11 protein-coding genes are annotated in these 15,798 nt (G+C 70.3%); 3 read left to right on the top strand and 8 right to left on the bottom strand.

The window, feature by feature from the left end:
- Positions 1-65: 65 nt before the first annotated feature.
- A complete protein-coding gene (locus ACIP89_RS14500; RefSeq protein ID WP_402115219.1) occupies positions 66-2,816 on the top strand; it encodes a SpoIIE family protein phosphatase in 2,751 nt (916 codons plus the stop codon).
- A gap of 36 nt (positions 2,817-2,852) precedes the next feature.
- On the opposite strand, the gene ACIP89_RS14495 is transcribed toward ACIP89_RS14500, so the two are convergent.
- Both ACIP89_RS14495 and ACIP89_RS14490 read right to left on the bottom strand, forming a co-directional pair.
- On the bottom strand, positions 2,853-3,566 hold the full coding sequence (locus ACIP89_RS14495; protein ID WP_401929522.1) for a PspA/IM30 family protein: 714 nt from the start codon (positions 3,564-3,566) through the stop codon (positions 2,853-2,855).
- Between the two features lie 119 nt (positions 3,567-3,685).
- Complete coding sequence (locus tag ACIP89_RS14490; RefSeq protein WP_402115217.1) at positions 3,686-5,764, bottom strand: TPM domain-containing protein; 2,079 nt, start codon at positions 5,762-5,764, stop codon at positions 3,686-3,688.
- Positions 5,765-6,032: 268 nt separating this feature from the next.
- On the opposite strand from ACIP89_RS14490, the gene ACIP89_RS14485 reads away from it, so the two are divergent.
- Positions 6,033-7,076 carry a hypothetical protein gene (locus ACIP89_RS14485; protein WP_402115081.1) on the top strand — a complete coding sequence of 348 codons (1,044 nt, stop codon included), beginning with the start codon at positions 6,033-6,035 and terminating at the stop codon, positions 7,074-7,076.
- A 27-nt stretch (positions 7,077-7,103) separates the two neighbouring features.
- Here the strand turns inward: ACIP89_RS14485 and ACIP89_RS14480 are convergent, their stop codons facing one another.
- The 5 genes from ACIP89_RS14480 to ACIP89_RS14460 all read right to left on the bottom strand — a co-directional run bounded on the left by ACIP89_RS14480 (position 7,104) and on the right by ACIP89_RS14460 (position 13,333).
- Complete coding sequence (locus tag ACIP89_RS14480) at positions 7,104-8,612, bottom strand: glucoamylase family protein (protein ID WP_402115078.1); 1,509 nt, start codon at positions 8,610-8,612, stop codon at positions 7,104-7,106.
- Between the two features lie 248 nt (positions 8,613-8,860).
- Positions 8,861-10,063, bottom strand: a complete 1,203-nt coding sequence (locus ACIP89_RS14475; protein ID WP_402115077.1) for a glycoside hydrolase family 1 protein — start codon at positions 10,061-10,063, stop codon at positions 8,861-8,863.
- Positions 10,064-10,176: 113 nt separating this feature from the next.
- Entirely contained in the window at positions 10,177-11,088 is a 912-nt protein-coding gene (locus tag ACIP89_RS14470; RefSeq protein ID WP_401920862.1) for a carbohydrate ABC transporter permease, read from the bottom strand.
- Complete coding sequence (locus tag ACIP89_RS14465) at positions 11,085-12,077, bottom strand: carbohydrate ABC transporter permease (RefSeq protein WP_401920861.1); 993 nt, start codon at positions 12,075-12,077, stop codon at positions 11,085-11,087. Before ACIP89_RS14465 ends, ACIP89_RS14470 begins: the two co-directional genes overlap by 4 nt.
- A gap of 5 nt (positions 12,078-12,082) precedes the next feature.
- Positions 12,083-13,333 (bottom strand): sugar ABC transporter substrate-binding protein, encoded by a 1,251-nt coding sequence (locus tag ACIP89_RS14460; RefSeq protein ID WP_401920860.1) that lies wholly within the window; start codon positions 13,331-13,333, stop codon positions 12,083-12,085.
- A gap of 257 nt (positions 13,334-13,590) precedes the next feature.
- Here ACIP89_RS14460 and ACIP89_RS14455 point away from each other — a divergent pair, with 257 nt between their 5' ends.
- Positions 13,591-14,571: an acetylxylan esterase gene (locus tag ACIP89_RS14455; protein WP_402115075.1), complete on the top strand. Its 981-nt coding sequence runs from the start codon at positions 13,591-13,593 to the stop codon at positions 14,569-14,571.
- A 105-nt stretch (positions 14,572-14,676) separates the two neighbouring features.
- Here the strand turns inward: ACIP89_RS14455 and ACIP89_RS14450 are convergent, their stop codons facing one another.
- Complete coding sequence (locus ACIP89_RS14450) at positions 14,677-15,732, bottom strand: LacI family DNA-binding transcriptional regulator (protein WP_402115073.1); 1,056 nt, start codon at positions 15,730-15,732, stop codon at positions 14,677-14,679.
- Positions 15,733-15,798: the final 66 nt, after the last annotated feature.

The following is a 15,798-nucleotide window of genomic DNA, read 5'->3' as shown; positions in this document are numbered from 1 at the left end:
GGTCCGGTGTGTGAGCTGGAGGGGACGGTCGCGTGAGCGAAATACCTGGGACAGCGGGCGACGTCGTGTGGCAGAGCAGTCCGCCTGGCTCGATCTACGACTACATCAGGGTCGCCTCCTTCTCGATCGGCCCCGACGGTCTGATCGAGCAGTGGAGCCGCCGGGCCGCCGGCCTCTTCGGCGTTGCCGCGCACGAGGCGCTGGGCAAGGACCCGGTCGAGGCCTTCATGCCCGGTGAGCTGCGCCGTGACGGCCATCGCCGGATCGGCGAGGTGCTCGACGGCAAGGAGTGGACGGGACTCGTCCCCTTCCGGATGCCCGGCGAGGACGCACTCCACGGCCTGGCCGAGATCTATGTGATGCCGAGTGAGACGGCGACGGGTGAACGGGCTGCGGTCTGCATCGTCGTGGACGTCCGCGCGCTCCGCGGCATCGAGACAGACCTCGCCGCCTCGCAGGCGATTTTCGGCCAATCTCCCTTCGGCTTCGTTCTGTTCGGTACCGACTTCACGGTGCTGCGGGCCAACCAGCGCTTCGCCACCGTCTTCGGCGGCCGGGCCGACGACCACCGCGGCCGCACCGTCCACGACTATCTCGCCGGCACGGAGGCCGACCGGCTGGCCGCCACCCTCAGCCGGGTGCTGACGACCGGTGAAGCCGTCACCGACCTCCAGCTCGTCGGCACCGCCCCGGGCGAACCGGGGCGTCGGCACTGGTCGATGAACCTCTACCGGGTGCACAGCGGATCGGGCCGCCCCATCGGCATCGCCGGAATCGCCACCGACGTCACCCGGCGCCATATCGCCGCCCGTGAGGCCGCCAGCGCCAGGCGCAACCTCGCACTGCTCAACGAGGCCAGTGCCCGCATCGGCAACTCCCTCGACCTGGAGACCACCGCCCGCGAACTCCTCGACGTCGCCGTACCGGGCTTCTGCGACCTGGCATCTGTCGACCTCTACCAATCACTCCTCACCGGTGAGGAGGCGCCGCCGGGCAGCTGGAGCTCGCTGCGTCAGGAATCGGTCGGCGGCTCCGCCGAACTGCGCCGCGTCGCCTTCGCCAGCGCAGTCTCGGACGCGATGCCTGACGCGATGCCCGATGCCATGCCCGACGCGATGTCCGGCAGCGGCTCCGGCATGGCCGTCGGCCCCGGCACGGCCGCGGGCACCGGGCTCGGCCAGGGCGCTGGTCCGGGCCCTGACACCGGCTATGGCCCCGCCGCTGGTCCCGGCTACGGCCGGGCCGCCGGCTCTGGTCCCGGCCGTGGCTCCGGCACCGCCCACGGTGGTGATGCCCCGCTGGGCCAACCGGCCGCCGGACCGCCCGCGCTCGGAGCGGTGCACCGCTACCCGTTCAACTCGCCGTGCGCCATAGCCCTGCGCACCGGCCACGTCGAGGACGTGCCCGGCGACGACCGCGGATTCGTCCAGTCCACCTTCGCGGTGCCGATGGTCGCCCACGACACCGTGGTCGGCCTCGTGCAGTTCTCCCGTACGAAGGGCAGTGAGCCCTTCGGAGAGCGGGACCGGGCGCTGGCCACCGAACTCGCCGCCCGCGCCGCCGTCTGCATGGACAACGCCCGCCTCTACCGGCGCGAGCACGAGCGCGCCCTGATACTCCAGCGCAGCCTGCTGCCCCCCGGCGACCCCGAGGCCGCCGGCCTCGACATCGCCTGCCGCTATCTGCCGGGCAACACGGCGACCGAGGTGGGCGGCGACTGGTTCGACGTGATCGAACTCCCCGGGCACCGGACCGCCCTGGTCGTCGGTGATGTGATGGGCCGCGGACTGCGTGCCGCGGTGGCCATGGGGGAGCTGCGCACCGCCGTGCGGACCCTGGCCCTCCTCGACCTGGAACCCGCCGAGGTGCTCTCCGCGCTCGATGAAGTCGCCCGAGGCCTCGGCACCCCCGGTGGCAGTACCTCCTCCGACGGAACCGGCGGCGCCCAGTGGCCCTCGCGGGCCGCGCACAAGTCCCGAGAGGCGGACCTCTCCGAGGTCTATCTGGCGACCTGTATCTACGCCGTCTACGACCCGGTCACCCGACGGTGCACCTTCGCCAATGCCGGACATCTTCCCCCTGTCGTGGTCGAGCCGGGTGAACCGGCGCTGCTGCTCGACGTCCCGCCCGGCATGCCGCTCGGTGTCGGCGGCGAGCCCTTCGAGGAAGTCGAGGTCGAACTCAAGGAGGGCGCCCTCCTCGCCCTCTACACCGATGGTCTCGTCGAGTCCCGCGACCATCCGCTGGACGAAGGGCTGGAAGCGCTGCGCGGTGCCCTCGTCGAACCCGCACCGCTTCTTGAGGACGTCTGCGACCGCGTACTGAGCACCCTCGACACCCGCCACGGCGAGGACGACATCGCCCTGTTGATGGCCCGCATCCAGGGGCTGCCGACCGAAGCCGTCGGGGACTGGCGGCTGCCGCGCGAACCCCGCTCGGTCGGCCGTGCCCGCGAGCTCGCCCGCGGCCAGCTGCTCGCCTGGGACCTCGACGACCTGGTGGACACCACCGAACTGCTCGTCAGCGAACTCGTCACCAACGCCCTGCGGTACGGCGAGGGCGAGATCAGGCTCAGGCTGCTGCGCGACCGTACTCTCGTGTGCGAGGTATGGGACTCCGGTCTCGTCCAGCCGCGGCGGCGGCGGGCACGCGATACGGATGAGGGCGGTCGCGGCCTGCAACTGGTCGGTCTGCTGAGCGCGGCCTGGGGATCGCGCCGTACACCGCGCGGCAAGACGGTCTGGTTCGAGCTGTCGCTGCCCGACGGCCGGCCCGCCGCCGAGCGCACGGTCGAGGAGCTTCTGAGCATGTTCTGATCGTTCTCGTCGCTCTGCTCACGGCCCGGACCGGACTCACGAAGCCGTCTTCAGAGCCGCGAGACGTGCCTCGACCTCCGCGCTGTCCCCCAGTGAGTCCAACTGCTCGAACTGGGCATCCAGCGACGACGCGGCAAGCTCCTGCTTGCCCACCGCCTTCGCCTCCTCGCGCCGCACCTTGTCCTCGAACCGGCTGATCTCACTGGTCGGGTCGAGGACATTGATGTTCTTGACGGAGTCCATCATCTGGTTCTGCGCCTGCGCGGACTTGGCCCGTGCGACCAGCTCGTCCCGCTTGGCCTTCAGCTCTGCCAGCTTGGCCTTCATCTGATCCAGCCCGGACTTGAGCTTGTCCACCACCTCCGTCTGCGAGGCGATGGTGGGCTGCGCCGTCTTCGCCTCCTTCTCCGACTGGAGCTGCCGGCCGAGCGCGACCTTGGCCAGGTTGTCGAACTTGTCGGCATCGGCCGCCGATCCGCCCCCGCGCAGCTCATCCGCCTTGCGGCTGGCGGCGAGCGCCTTCTCGCCCCACTCCCTGGCGGCGTCGACATCCTCCCGGTGGTCCTGCTCCATCAGCCGCAGATTGCCGATCGTGGCTGCCACGGCCTGTTCGGCCTCCGAGATATTGGACGTGTAGTCGCGGATCAGCTGGTCCAGCATCTTCTGTGGATCCTCGGCCTGGTCGAGGATCGCGTTGATGTTGGCCTTCGCCAGCTGGGTGACGCGTCCGAGAACGGTCTGCTTGGTCATGGCACCTCTCCTGTGTGTTCAGTGCTGCTGCGCTCGGTGCTGCTGCGCCCCCTGCTGCTGGGCCCAGTGGCGTGGTATGCCCGGGCTGCCTTCTTCCGTGCTGCCTACACGCGGCGCGGTCAGAACCGGCCGCCCCCGCCCCGTCGGCCCCGGGTGCCTCCGCCGCCGAAACTGCCGGGCCCACCGCCCCCGCCGAACCCCCCTCCGCCCATCCCTCCGCCGAATCCGCCACCCCCGAATCCGCCTCCCCGGCCGCCGCCTCCCAGGAGCCCGCCGAGGATGATCCCGCCGAGGACCGCACCGCCCATGCCACCGCCCCCACTGCCCACTCCTTGTACACCGCCCGGACCATGTCGGTTCCCGTATGCCCGTACGTCCTGTTCCGCCATGTTCTGTGCCTGCCCGGCCAGCGAGTCCGCCCGGTGCGCCTCGGCCAGCGCACCCTGTGCGTCATCCGTCCCGGCCAGCTCTCCGGCCCGCTCCAGCCTCCGCTGTGCCTCCGCCAGACGGGTCCGCGCCTGGCTGCCGACCGCGCCCCGATGGGTGCTGATGTAGTCGGCGGCTGCGCCGACCGCCGAACGCGCGGTGAGCATCGTCTGGTCGAGGAGGGAGCGCGCCCGCTGATTGCCCTGCTCCCGCTCGCGGGCGCCGGCCAGTGACTCGTCCAGCGCCGCGTCCGCCTCCTCCACCCGGCGCAGCGCCTCGATCGGGTCGTAAGGACCGGCCCCCAGCTCCTCCCGCACGTCACGGATCACCGCCGTCGCGCGGGCGATCCGGCCTCGGAGGTCCGCCGTGGAAACCCCCTCCGCGGTTCCTTCCAGCAGCCCGCCCGCGTCGGCCAGGTCCGTCTCCGTCTCGGTGAGCGCGGCCGGCAGTCTGCCCGCGGCCTCTTCGATCTCCCCCGCGCGCCGGTCGACGGCGTCGACGAGGGTGGCCGCCTGGCCGACCGCGCCTTCGGCGGCCCGTACGTATACGGCGGCGGCCGCGTTGTCACCGCCGTCCACCGCCTGCCGGGCCTGGTTGAGCGAGGAGGTGGTGAAGACGAGCCGGTCCTTGGCCTGTTCGACAGCGCCCGCGACGGGAGCCGAGGCCGACTCCGCGTAGCGGGCGCGCATGGAGGTGAGGGCCGCCTCGGCCGTGGAGACCCGGCCCGCGAGCGAACGGAACGCGGTCTCGGCCGCGGCGAGGGCCTGCGGGGCGTTGCGTTCGAGCGCCCGGAGCCGGTCGAAGTCCTCGGAGACCGCGTCCAGGCGGGTGTTGGCGTCCGCGCAGCGGCTGAGGATCTCGTCCAGCATCCGCCTCCGGGTGGCGTCGTCCTCGGGAATGGCGTCGTCGAGCTGCTGGCGCAAGCGGAACGCGGCCGTGAGTTCGCCCCTGGCGTAGGCGACGGCCTCGGTGAACGGGGCTGCGGCCTCTTCTCCGAACTGGGCCGTGGCGAACCCGAGCTCTTCGTCGCTGGTGCGGACCGCGTCGTCCGTGGCGACCAGCGTCTCCTTGGCGCGGGCGTCGAGCTCCGGCAGCGGAGTGGGCGGTTCCGCCGCCGGGCCCCGGTCGCCCGGTCCCCAGCCGGTCGCGCCGGGCGTCGTGCGGGTGGCCGTACGCCGCCTCCGGCGGGTGTAGGCGAATGCGGCGGCCGCCAGTACCGCGACCACGACGACGATCGGGAGGACCAGGTCCCCGGCGCTCGTCCCGCCCGAGCTCCCCGCCCCCGGGTCGTCGGCGCCCGGGGTGATCGTCGGTGTGGGTACGGCCGCGCCGGCCAGGACGGCGGAGTACCCGTTGGCGGCCCCGATCGCGGCGCCCGCCCAGTCGTTCTCCTTGAGCGCCGGCTCGATGGCGGTCGACGCCACCTCCTGGAGCTGGGCGTCGGTGAAGCGGGAGTCCTGGTCGACCGAGTACGCGTACTGCCGGTCGCGGGTGGCGACGGCGAGCAGGACGTCATCGCGGCCGAGTCCGTTGCGGTCCGCCGTCTCGTCGGCCCAGTTCTGCGCGGACCGCCCGGAGAAGTCACGGACGTACACCACGAAGAGCTGGACGCGGCGCTCGTCGTACAACTGGTCGAGCGCCGGGACGACCTGGCCTTTTCGGTTCCCCAGTGCGCCGACCCGGTCGGTGATCTGTCCGTCCCGGGACAGTGTGACGGGATCGTCGGCGCGGGCGGTCAGCGCGGCGGGAAGGGCCAGCCAGCACACCGTCATCAGTACGGCGAGCAGGGCCCGGCCCGGTATGAGGGTCCGGGTTCGGCTCTCGGGCTGCGTCACGTTTGTGAGGCTATGTCCACCTCTGGTGGACCGCGACCCGGCCCATGATCTGTCCGGCCGGCCCGGGAACGGCCCCGGGAGCTGGTGCGTCCTGCTTCTCGTACGGGAGTGCCCGCCGAGGCTCACCTCCCGGTGTTCGTGCAGCCGGAGTACACCGATCGGGACCTACAGCCGGAACACAGGGGGCGCGCACGTGCGTGGGCGAATGAAGCGGGCGGCAGCGGCGGCACGGAAGGGGGCGGCCCGGCTCCTCGGAAGCCGGCCGAGGCGGATCGCGCTGGGGCTGGTCCTGGTGCTCGTGGTACCGGTCCTCACCGCGGGCGTGGCCCTGCGGCTCAACTTCACCGGTGACCCGGGGGACGGCACCCGGACCCGGGGCCGCGACGCGATCTGGCTGGGCCACGCCTGGGTCGACGGCCGGAAGAAGGACGCCGACCTCGCCGCCTTCGCCGCCCGGATCAACGGGACGGGCATCAAGGACCTGTACGTCCACGCCGGGCCCCTGGAACACGGCGGCACGCTGCCCGCCTCCGACTACCCCCGGGCGCACTGGCTGATCGAGGCCGTGCACCGCACCATGCCCGGCATCCGGGTCCAGGCCTGGCTCGGCGACAGACTCGCGTCCGAAGGCGGCCAGGGGCTGCACCTGGAGCGCGCCGGGTCGCGCGACGCGGTCGTCGGATCGGCGCGGCAGATCCTGGACGCGGGCTTCGACGGTGTCCACTTCGACCTGGAACCCCTGCACTCCGGCGACGCCGACTACCTCTCGCTCCTGGACGACCTGCGCGCCCTCACCCGGGCGCGAGAGGTGCCGCTGTCCGTGGCGGCCCACCAGATCGACCCGCTGCCCGCCGCGCAGACCGTCCTCGGCGCGCTCACCGGCCGCGGAAAGTGGTGGTCGCAGAAGTACTTCGGACAGGTGGCCCGCCGAGTCGACCAGATCGCCGTCATGTCGTACGACACCTGGATGCCGATGGAGGGCCTGTTCGGCGGGTACGTCGCCGAACAGACCTCGCTGGCCCTCGAAGTGACGCCGCGCGACACCGACCTGCTGATGGGGCTGCCGTTCTTCCACGAGAACGACCTGGGGCACCACGCCTCGGCGGAGACGGTCGCGGCCGCGGTCCGCGGCACCAGGCTGGGGCTGGGGCGCACGGACCGCGGCCGGGAACGGTTCGGGGTCGCGCTCTACGTCGACTTCGCCGCACGGGACGGCGACTGGGCGGCGTACCGGGAGGGCTGGCACTGACCTGCCCTGCGGTGGCGGCCGCCGCGCTCAGATGCTGAAGCGCTCCTTGGCGAGCAGCGGCCGTACCCGAGACCGGAATCCTCCGGTCCGGAACGGCCGCTGCAGGAGTCCCGGGCGGATCGCCTGGGCCAGCGCCGCGGCGATCATGCCCTGGTCGAGGGCGAGCTGGTAGTCGCTGACCCGTCCGGTGGAGACGTTGACGGAGTCCCGGAACCCGTAGCCGTCGTGATAGGCACCGAAATCGCGGTCCAGGGCCCGCAGATTCGCCACCGCCTCTGCCGGTGCGTAGGGCAGGGCGAGGAACGAGGCATGCGGGGTGACGACACCGTTGGTGAACGCCGACGGAGGCGGCAGCGGCTCGCCGTCCGTGGTGCGGGTCCGGTCCGTGTTGGAGGCGTAGCCGTCGAGCTGCATGCCGAGCGCGTCGACCCCGTACTCCTGGTATCCGCCCTCGGGGATGTTGGCGGGGGAGAAGCCCCAGTACCCGTACTCCGCCTCTGACGTGCCGTGCTCGATCTGGCTCCGCACGTACCGTTGATGGGTCAGGCCCCACGACTTCGGTGACCACTCCGGCTCCGGCACGAACAGCGGAACCATCAGCGCCTCGAACATCGACCCGCCCCAGGTGGGGACGAGCTTGCGGCCGCCGTGCGTGTAGTGGCCCTGCCAGACGCGGATGCCGTCCATCGCCACGTAGCTGCCCTGCGGCTGCTGCTCCTGCTCATTTCCGGGAAGCATGGTGCGCAGCAGGTGCCAGTAGTGGTCGGCGGGCAGTGTTCCGTCCGCGATCCCCAGGTAGCTGGCCATCCGGGGCTCGGTGTTGAGCGCGCCGTAGTGATGGCCCGTCGGTTCCCCGGTGTCGGTCCAGAAGCCGCCGCGCAGCTGTCCGGGTCCGGCGACCGGGTCGGCCGGATCGAAGGGGGTGTAATAGTACGACCAGTCGGCGTCCGCCAGGATGCGGCCGATGCGGGACCGCAGCGCGGGGGCGGCGTCCGCGGCGATGCGCAGACCGGTGATCAGCCAGGCGTTGTCGACGGAGGAGAGGAACGGGCGGACGGGGTCGCCGGTCCCGGGCCACTCGGTCAGTACCGAACCGTCGTGTGCGTCGTACCAGTTGAGCCAGAAGCCGTGATGACGCTCCAGCTTCTCCACGGACCGGACCGTGCGCTCCAGCCTGCGCCGCATCGTGGAGTCGCTGATCACCCCGAGCCCGCCGGCGGCGACGGTCGACCACAGGCCGCAGCCGATATTGGTGGGCGAGGTCTGGCGCGACTGGACGGGGCCGCCCGGACCGCTCACGTCGATCTTGTCGACGGCGAGACCCAGACCGGTCGTCATTGCCTCGATCGAGTGATACGTATCGCGGAACCAGCGCAGCAGCAGCGGTGTATCAAAGGCATGAACAAGGTGAGCGGCGTCCGCCGGAGGCGCGGACCGAGTGGTGGGAACGGCACGCGCCGGGGACATGGGCGCGACCCCGAGGGACAGAGCGGCAGCCCCGGTCCCGGTGGTGGTGAGAAACGTGCGACGGTCCATGAAGGTCCAGCTCCCGTTGGCAGAAGGGGGATGGGGGATTTCGTGGCGTGCTCGATGCGGCGCCGAAGAGCCGCCCGGGGGTGGTGCTGCGCCTGTGGCGCGGTGTCCGGATGTGGCTGCCGGCGAGGCCCCGGCTGTGGGGCCGGGGTCGCGCCGGGAGTACCGGTGCGGGGTCCGGCGACCGTCAGGTGACGCCGGACCCCGCACGGTGGGGGGCCGTCAGGAGGCTCCCGGTCTGAGGGCCGACGTCAGTCGGCGATGCGCGGCAGCGTGCGGGTGCGGCCCATCTCGCCCAGCCAGGCGGCGGAGGGCTTCGGCAGCCGCTCGAAGGTTTCCGGGTTCCAGCCGATGAGGCCGAAGGTCGGCGCGTAGGAGCCCCACTCGTAGTTGTCCAGGGCGCTCCACGCGAGGTAGCCCTCGACGCGCAGTCCGTCCTCGATGGCGGACGCGACCTCGTTCAGGGCGCCGGTGTAGTAGTCGATCCGGCGGCTGTCCCTGTCGGTCGCGATGCCGTTCTCCGTCACGATCAGCGGCATGTCGCGGCCGACGACCTCGGCGGTGTGGCGCAGCGCGTGGCCCACGGCGGAGGGGTAGTACTCCCACTGCGTGAGGGTGCGCTCCACGTCGTCGGCGGTGGGGATCGGCCCGTCCGTGCCGATCTTGGTCCGGGTGTAGGACTGCACCCCGATCCAGTCGTCGCCGCGGGCGGCCTCGATGAAGATGTCCTCGCGGGGGTGGCGGTAGGCCGCGGTGACCTCTTCGGCGCCGGGGAGCGCCTGGTAGACCTGGTTGGCGATGGTCCAGCCGACCTGGATGTCGGCGTTGATCGCCTTGACCTCCTTGACGGCCGCGTGGTGGGCGGCGATGACGGCCTGGGTGGTCTCGTCGTCGGGGGTCGGCAGCCCGGCGGGCGGGAAGCCGATGTCGCCGCGCTTGGCCTGGCCCGCCATCACGGCGATCATGTTCGGCTCGTTGATGGTGCAGACGTGGCTGACACCCTCGCTGATGACGGGTGCGCAGGCGGCGACGTAGCGGGCGAACAGCTCCGTCGCGCCCTCGGCGGTGAAACCGCCGCGTGCCTCGAACCACTGCGGCACGGTGAAGTGGTGCAGGGTGATCATGGGGCGCAGCCCGCGCTCGATGGCGCCCTCGACCATACGGCGGTAGTGGGCGATCTCGGCCCGGGAGAACTGCCCCTCGGCGGGCTCGATACGGGCCCACTCGATGGAGAACCGGTAGTCGGTGAAGCCCAGTCCGGCCAGCACGTCCATGTCCTCGTGCCAGCGGTGGTAGCTGTCGCAGGCGTCCAGGCTGGGCTCCTGGATGTGGGTGCCCGCGGTGTGCTCCTTGACCCACCAGTCGCTGTTGGTGTTGTTGCCCTCGATCTGGTGGGCGGCCGTGGAGGCGCCCCACAGGAAGTTTTCGGGGAACGGGATCTGGGTGTGAGTCATCGCGAACTGTCCTTCTGGTGCGGTGAGGGGGCGGCCGCGGGTGTGTGGGGTGCGGGCCGCTTACGTATGGGAGGGGCGGCCGGGGGCGGGTCGGGGCCGCCCCCGGGGGCGGGCTACTTCATGCCGGCGGTGGCGATGCCCTGCGTGAAGTGCCGCTGGAGCGCGATGAACACGACCAGGACCGGCAGCACGATCAGGAAGGAACCGGCCATCAGCATGCCGTTGGAGCCACCCGCCTTGTTCGGGTCGGTGGCGAAGGTGGCCAGGGCGACCGGAAGGGTGTATTTGTCGGGGTCGTTCGTCGCGATGAGCGGCCAGACGAAGTTGTTCCAGGAGCCGAGGAACGTGAAGATCGAAAGCGTCGCCAGGGCGGGCTTCACCAGCGGCATCACGATGCGCCAGAAGATGTACCACTCGCCGGCGCCGTCCATCCGGGCCGCTTCCAGCAGCTCGTCCGGGATCGACTGCATGAACTGCCGCATCAGGAAGACCCCGAAGGCGCCGGCCGCGAAGGGCAGCACCAGCCCGGCGTACGAGTCGATCAGCTGCAGCTTGCTCATCAGGACGAAGAGCGGCAGCAGCATCAGGTTGCCGGGCACCATGAGGGCGCCGAGAACCAGACCGAAGATCTTGTTGCGGCCCGCGAACTTCAGCTTGGCCAGGGCGTACCCGAGCATCGAGCAGAAGACCAGGTTCGAGACGGTGACCAGCACCGCCACGATCACCGAGTTCATGAAGTACAGCGGCAGATCGAGCTTGTCGAGCAGGTCCCGGAAGTTGTCCAGGGTCCATTCGGTCGGGATCCAGACCGGCGGGCTCGCGGTCAGTTCGCTGGTCGTCTTGAACGAGGACAGAGCCATCCACAGGAACGGCGCCGACATGATCAGCAGACCGAGCGACAGCAGGACGTAGACGAAGATCCGCTTCAGGGACCTCGGCTCCCTGCCGCCTGCCTTCCGCTCGGCGCTTCCGGGCTTCTTCGGCGGCGCCGTCGAGACGGCGCCCGGTGCATTGGTGGCGCTCATTTCGTGTTGTCCTTCAGCAGTCGGAGCTGCAGCACCGTGATGCCCATGATCACTACGAAGAGGACATACGCCATGGCGCTCGCATAGCCCATGTGGAAGAAGTTGAAGCCCTCGCGGTACATGTTCAGCGAGACGGTGAGCGTCGAGTCGGAGGGCCCGCCCTGCGTCATCACGAAGGGCTCCTCGAAGACATTGAGGTAGCCGATCGTGGTGATCACGGTGGCGTAGAGCATCGTGGGCCGCAGCAGGGGGATGGTGATCCCCCTGAACTCCTGCCAGATGCTGGCACCGTCCAGTCGTGCGGCTTCCCTCACCTCGGTGGGAATGGCCTGCAGACCTGCGATGAAGAGCACCATGACCGTGCCGACGTTGCGCCAGACCGCCATCGCGATCATCGACGGCATGGCGAGCTTCTCGGAGCCCAGGAAGTCCGGAGCGGTGAGGCCCACTTCGGAGAAGAGACCCGCCACGAGACCGTCGCTCGGATCGAGCACGAAGCGCCAGACGACGGCGACGGCGACGATGGTGGTGACGACCGGGGCGTAGAAGCCGACGCGGAAGAAGGTCCGGGCCCGGTCGATGCCGTTGTTCAGCAGTACGGCGACGACCAGTCCGAGGAAGATCGTCAGCGGTACGCCGATGACCACGAAGTACGCCGTGTTGAACAGCGACTTGAGGAACTTCTCGTCACTGAACAGCTTGGTGTAGTTCTCGAATCCGATGAAGTTCGCGTCCAGCGGGTGCGTCACGTTGCGCAGCCCGAAGTCCGTGAAGCTCATCACCAGGGTGGCGATGATCGGGACGGCCATGAAGACGAGGAAGAGAACCAGGAAGGGAGTGGAGAACAGCCAGCCGGCCATGTTCTGCATACCCAGCGAGGGCTTCCTGCGGCTTCGCGAACCCTTGGGCCCGGCGGCCGGGGACTTCGCGGTCCCCGGTCCGGCCTGCACCTTGGCCGACTCTGCGGCCTTTCCGGTCGTGGTGCTCATGGCTCCTACTTCACGAGGCCTTCGATCTGGGACTGCGCGGTCTTCAGCGCGTCCTCGGCGGACGCCTTGCCCTGGGTCACCTTCGCGATGGCCTGGTCGACCTTGTCGGTGACCTCGGTCCAGTTGGACAGCGACGGGGAGGACTTGGCGGTGTCCATCTGCTTCTTGAAGATCTGCAGATCGGCGTCGTTGGCGAGGTCACCGGAGGTCCAGGCGGCGGTGTTGGCCGGCAGGTCCTTGGTGCGCTTGTACCAGTCGGCCTGGCCCTTGGTGTCCGTCAGGTACTTGATGAACTGGGTGGCGGCGGCCTTGTGCTCGCTGTCCTTGGAGATCACCAGGGAGGAGCCGCCGGCCATCGAGACGGAGGACTTGTCGGCGGGGACGTTGGCCACCGCCCACTTGCCCTTGAGCTGCGGCTGGCCCTCGTTCAGCAGGGTGACGTGCCAGGGGCCGCCGAAGAACATCGGGACACGGCCGTTGCCGAAGTCCTTCACCACGTCGTAGCCGGGCTGTACGGACTTGTTGGAGAGCCCCTTGGAGAAGTACGAGCCGTACTCCTTGAGCGCCTTGACGGCCGCGGGGCTGTCGATGACGACATCGCCCTTGTCGTTGACTATCTCGCCGCCGGCCGAGTACAGGAAGGAGTAGAAGTTCTGCACCGTGTCCAGTCCGCTGGGCTGGATGGACAGGCCCCACTTGGTGCCCGCCTTCTTCTGGTAGGCGGTGGCGAGGTCCTGCATCTCCTTCCAGTCGGTCGGAGCTTTGGTGATGCCGGCCTTCTTGGCCAGGTCGGTGCGGTAGTAGAGGACGCGGGTGTCGACGTACCACGGCACGCCGTACGCCTGGTCGTCCACCTCGCCCTGCTTCCAGCCGGCCGGGAAGAAGTCCTTCTCCTGGAAGGTCTTGGTGTCGACCGGCTCCAGGACACCGAGCTCGGAGAACTCGCCCATGTAGCTGCCGCCCATCTGAGCCACGTCCGGCATGCTGCCGGCGGCGGCCGCGGAGACGAGCTTCTGGTGCGCGACGTCCCAGCCGACCGGGGTCACCTTCACGGTGATGTTCGGGTTGGCCTTCTCGTAGACCTTGGCCACATCCGCGAGCTTCTCGCCCTCGGCCCCCATGGCCCAGACAGTGAGCGTCTGCTTCTTGTCCGCGGCGACATCGTCGCCACCGGAACTGCCGCACGCGGTCAGACCGAGAGCGAGCACGACGGCGATACCGATACCGGTGGAGGCGGTTCTGGCGATGCGGGGCATGGAGGGCTCCTCCTTGAGCAATCCGAATGTATGCGCTGCCTGTAAGCGCATACATCACTCTGCGGCAGAGATTCAGGAATCCGCAAGAGGGTTCTAGGTCACACTCCTGCAACGTATTGGACGTCTGAATGTTCAACTTGGAACGGTAAGTGTGCTGTTTGTGAAAAAGAGAGGGATGTGACCGATTACGCACGATTGGGAAGTCCGGTCACCGGTGGCCCGTAGCGAGCCGAACGGGAGGCGATATTGTCGTGGCCATGCCTTCATTCGTCCACGAATTCCCTTTTGATCCGTCGTACGGGCGCACGCTCGACGACCTGCTGGCCATCCCCGCACCCTCCGCGCCGGACGACTTCGCGGATTTCTGGCGAGCCCGGCACGAGGCGGCTCGCGGGGTCGCCACGGCCCCGGAGATCGGGCCGGTGGAGAGCGAACGCGACGGTGTCCGGATCCACGGAGTGACGTTCACCTCGGTCGGCGGGGTGCGTCTGGGGGGCTGGCTGGCGCTGCCCGCGGACGGGCCGGTGCGGCACGGGTTCGTCATCGGCCACGGGTACGGCGGCAGGCAGGAGCCGGGGCCCGATGTGCCGCTGCCCCTGCCGGGGTCGGCCGCGATCCTGCCCTGTGTGCGGGGCATGGGGTCGCGCGGCCTCGTGGCGGGTGTCCCGGACGTCTCCGTGGCGCACGTGCTGCACGGCATCGAATCGCGCGAGACGTATGTGATCGGTGACTGCGTGGCGGACCTGTGGTGCGCCGCCTCCGCACTGCGGGAGCTGGTCCCCGAACTGGCGGGGACGGGCCCGCTCGGCTACCTCGGGGAGAGCTTCGGAGGAGGACTCGGCGCGCTGGCCCTGCCGTGGGACGACCGCTTCGGGGCCGCGCAGCTGACGGTCCCCACGTTCGGGAACCACCCGCTGCGGCTCGCGCTGCCGTGCGCGGGGAGCGGGGAGTCCGTCCGGGGGTACCACCGGGAGCATCCCGAGGTCACCGAGGTGCTGAGCTACTTCGACGCCGCGACGGCTGCGGGGTTCCTGGAGCGGCCGACGCTGGTGGCCGCGGCGCTGTTCGACCCGTCCGTGCCGCCGCCCGGCCAGTTCGCGGTGTACAACGCGCTGGCGGGGGAGCGGGAGCTGCTGGTGCTGAGCGCGGGGCACTTCGAGCATCCGGGGCTGGCCGAAGAGGCGGCGGCGCTCGGCGCGGCCCGCACGCGGTTCTTCGGGAAGTGGCTGGGGCGGTGACGCGTGTGCGGGTGAGCCGGGGGAGGGCTCTGCGCGTGGGGTGACGAGAGATGAGGTGGCCGGCGCGCGGGGGCCGGCCGGCGGGTGTCACGCGCACCGTGCCGGTCAGCCGCAGCCGCAGCTCCTGCGGCGGATCGGGGAGACCGGGAGGGTGAGCGAGACCGGTTCGCGGCCCGCGTTGTTCAGCCGCTGCACCAGCAGCTCGACCGCCTGCCCGCCGAGTTGCCGGATCGGCTGGCGCACCGTCGTCAGCGGCGGCTGGACGATCCGGCTGAGCGGGATGCCGTCGAAGCCGGTCACCGCCATGTCCTCCGGCACCCGCACGCCACGCCTGGCCAGTGCGCGCAGGGCGCCCACCGCCATCTGGTCGTTGGCGAAGAGCATCGCCTCCGGCCGCTGCCCGCCCGCGTCCAGCAGCTGTTCCGCGGCCCCCGCGCCCTCGGCCTGCGTCATCATCGTCGTCCGTACGCTCGGCGCCTCCGGCACCGGGAGCCCGGCGTCCCGGCACGCCTCCCCGAAGCCGCGGAAGCGCGCCTCGGCGTCGGGGGAGTCGGTGTCACCGGCGATGAAGGCGAGCCGGCGCAGTCCGTGGTCCTCGATCAGGTGGCGTGTCAGTTCGCGTTCGCCGTCGGCGTTGGCGACGACGATGTGGTCGAGGTGGTCGATCTCGCGGGGGCCGGCGAGCATCACCACCGGCAGCCGGCGCGATATCACCTCAAGGTCCTCGGTCGGCACGGTCTGCGCCAGGACGGCGAAGCCGTCGACCCGTCCCGCGACCTTCGCGACCAGGCTCTCCGGTCCGCCCTCCAGCGATGCCGCGATCAGCAGGGCGTACCCGTGCCGCCGCGCGGCCCGCTCCATGCCGCGGATGATCTGGTCGGAGTAGAGCATCACCGCGTCGTCGGCGTCGCTGTCCGCCTCGGCGTCGGCCTCGGCGTCCGGGTCGGCGTAGTCGGGAAAGCAGAGCCCGAGCACACCGGTGGTGCGGCTGGCCAGGCCCCGGGCGTTCCCGCTCGGTACGTAGCCGAGCTCGCGCGCCGCCTCCAGGACCCGCTCACGCGTCTGGGCGCGCACCGAATCGGGGGTGCGGTAGACCCGTGAAACCGTGGCAATGGAGACGCCCGACCGCTCGGCGACGTCGTACACCGTTGGGGCGCTCACTCGACCGTCCGTCCGCTTTTTCTCCGTGCCGACACATCTCGGCATACGCCTTTTGAAAGCGCATTC

The sequence above is a fragment of the Streptomyces sp. NPDC088730 genome, assembly GCF_044751215.1.
Taxonomy (GTDB): Bacteria; Actinomycetota; Actinomycetes; order Streptomycetales; family Streptomycetaceae; genus Streptomyces.
The sequence above is the reverse complement of the archived record's forward strand: the minus strand, read 5'-3'. Positions and strand labels throughout refer to the sequence as shown.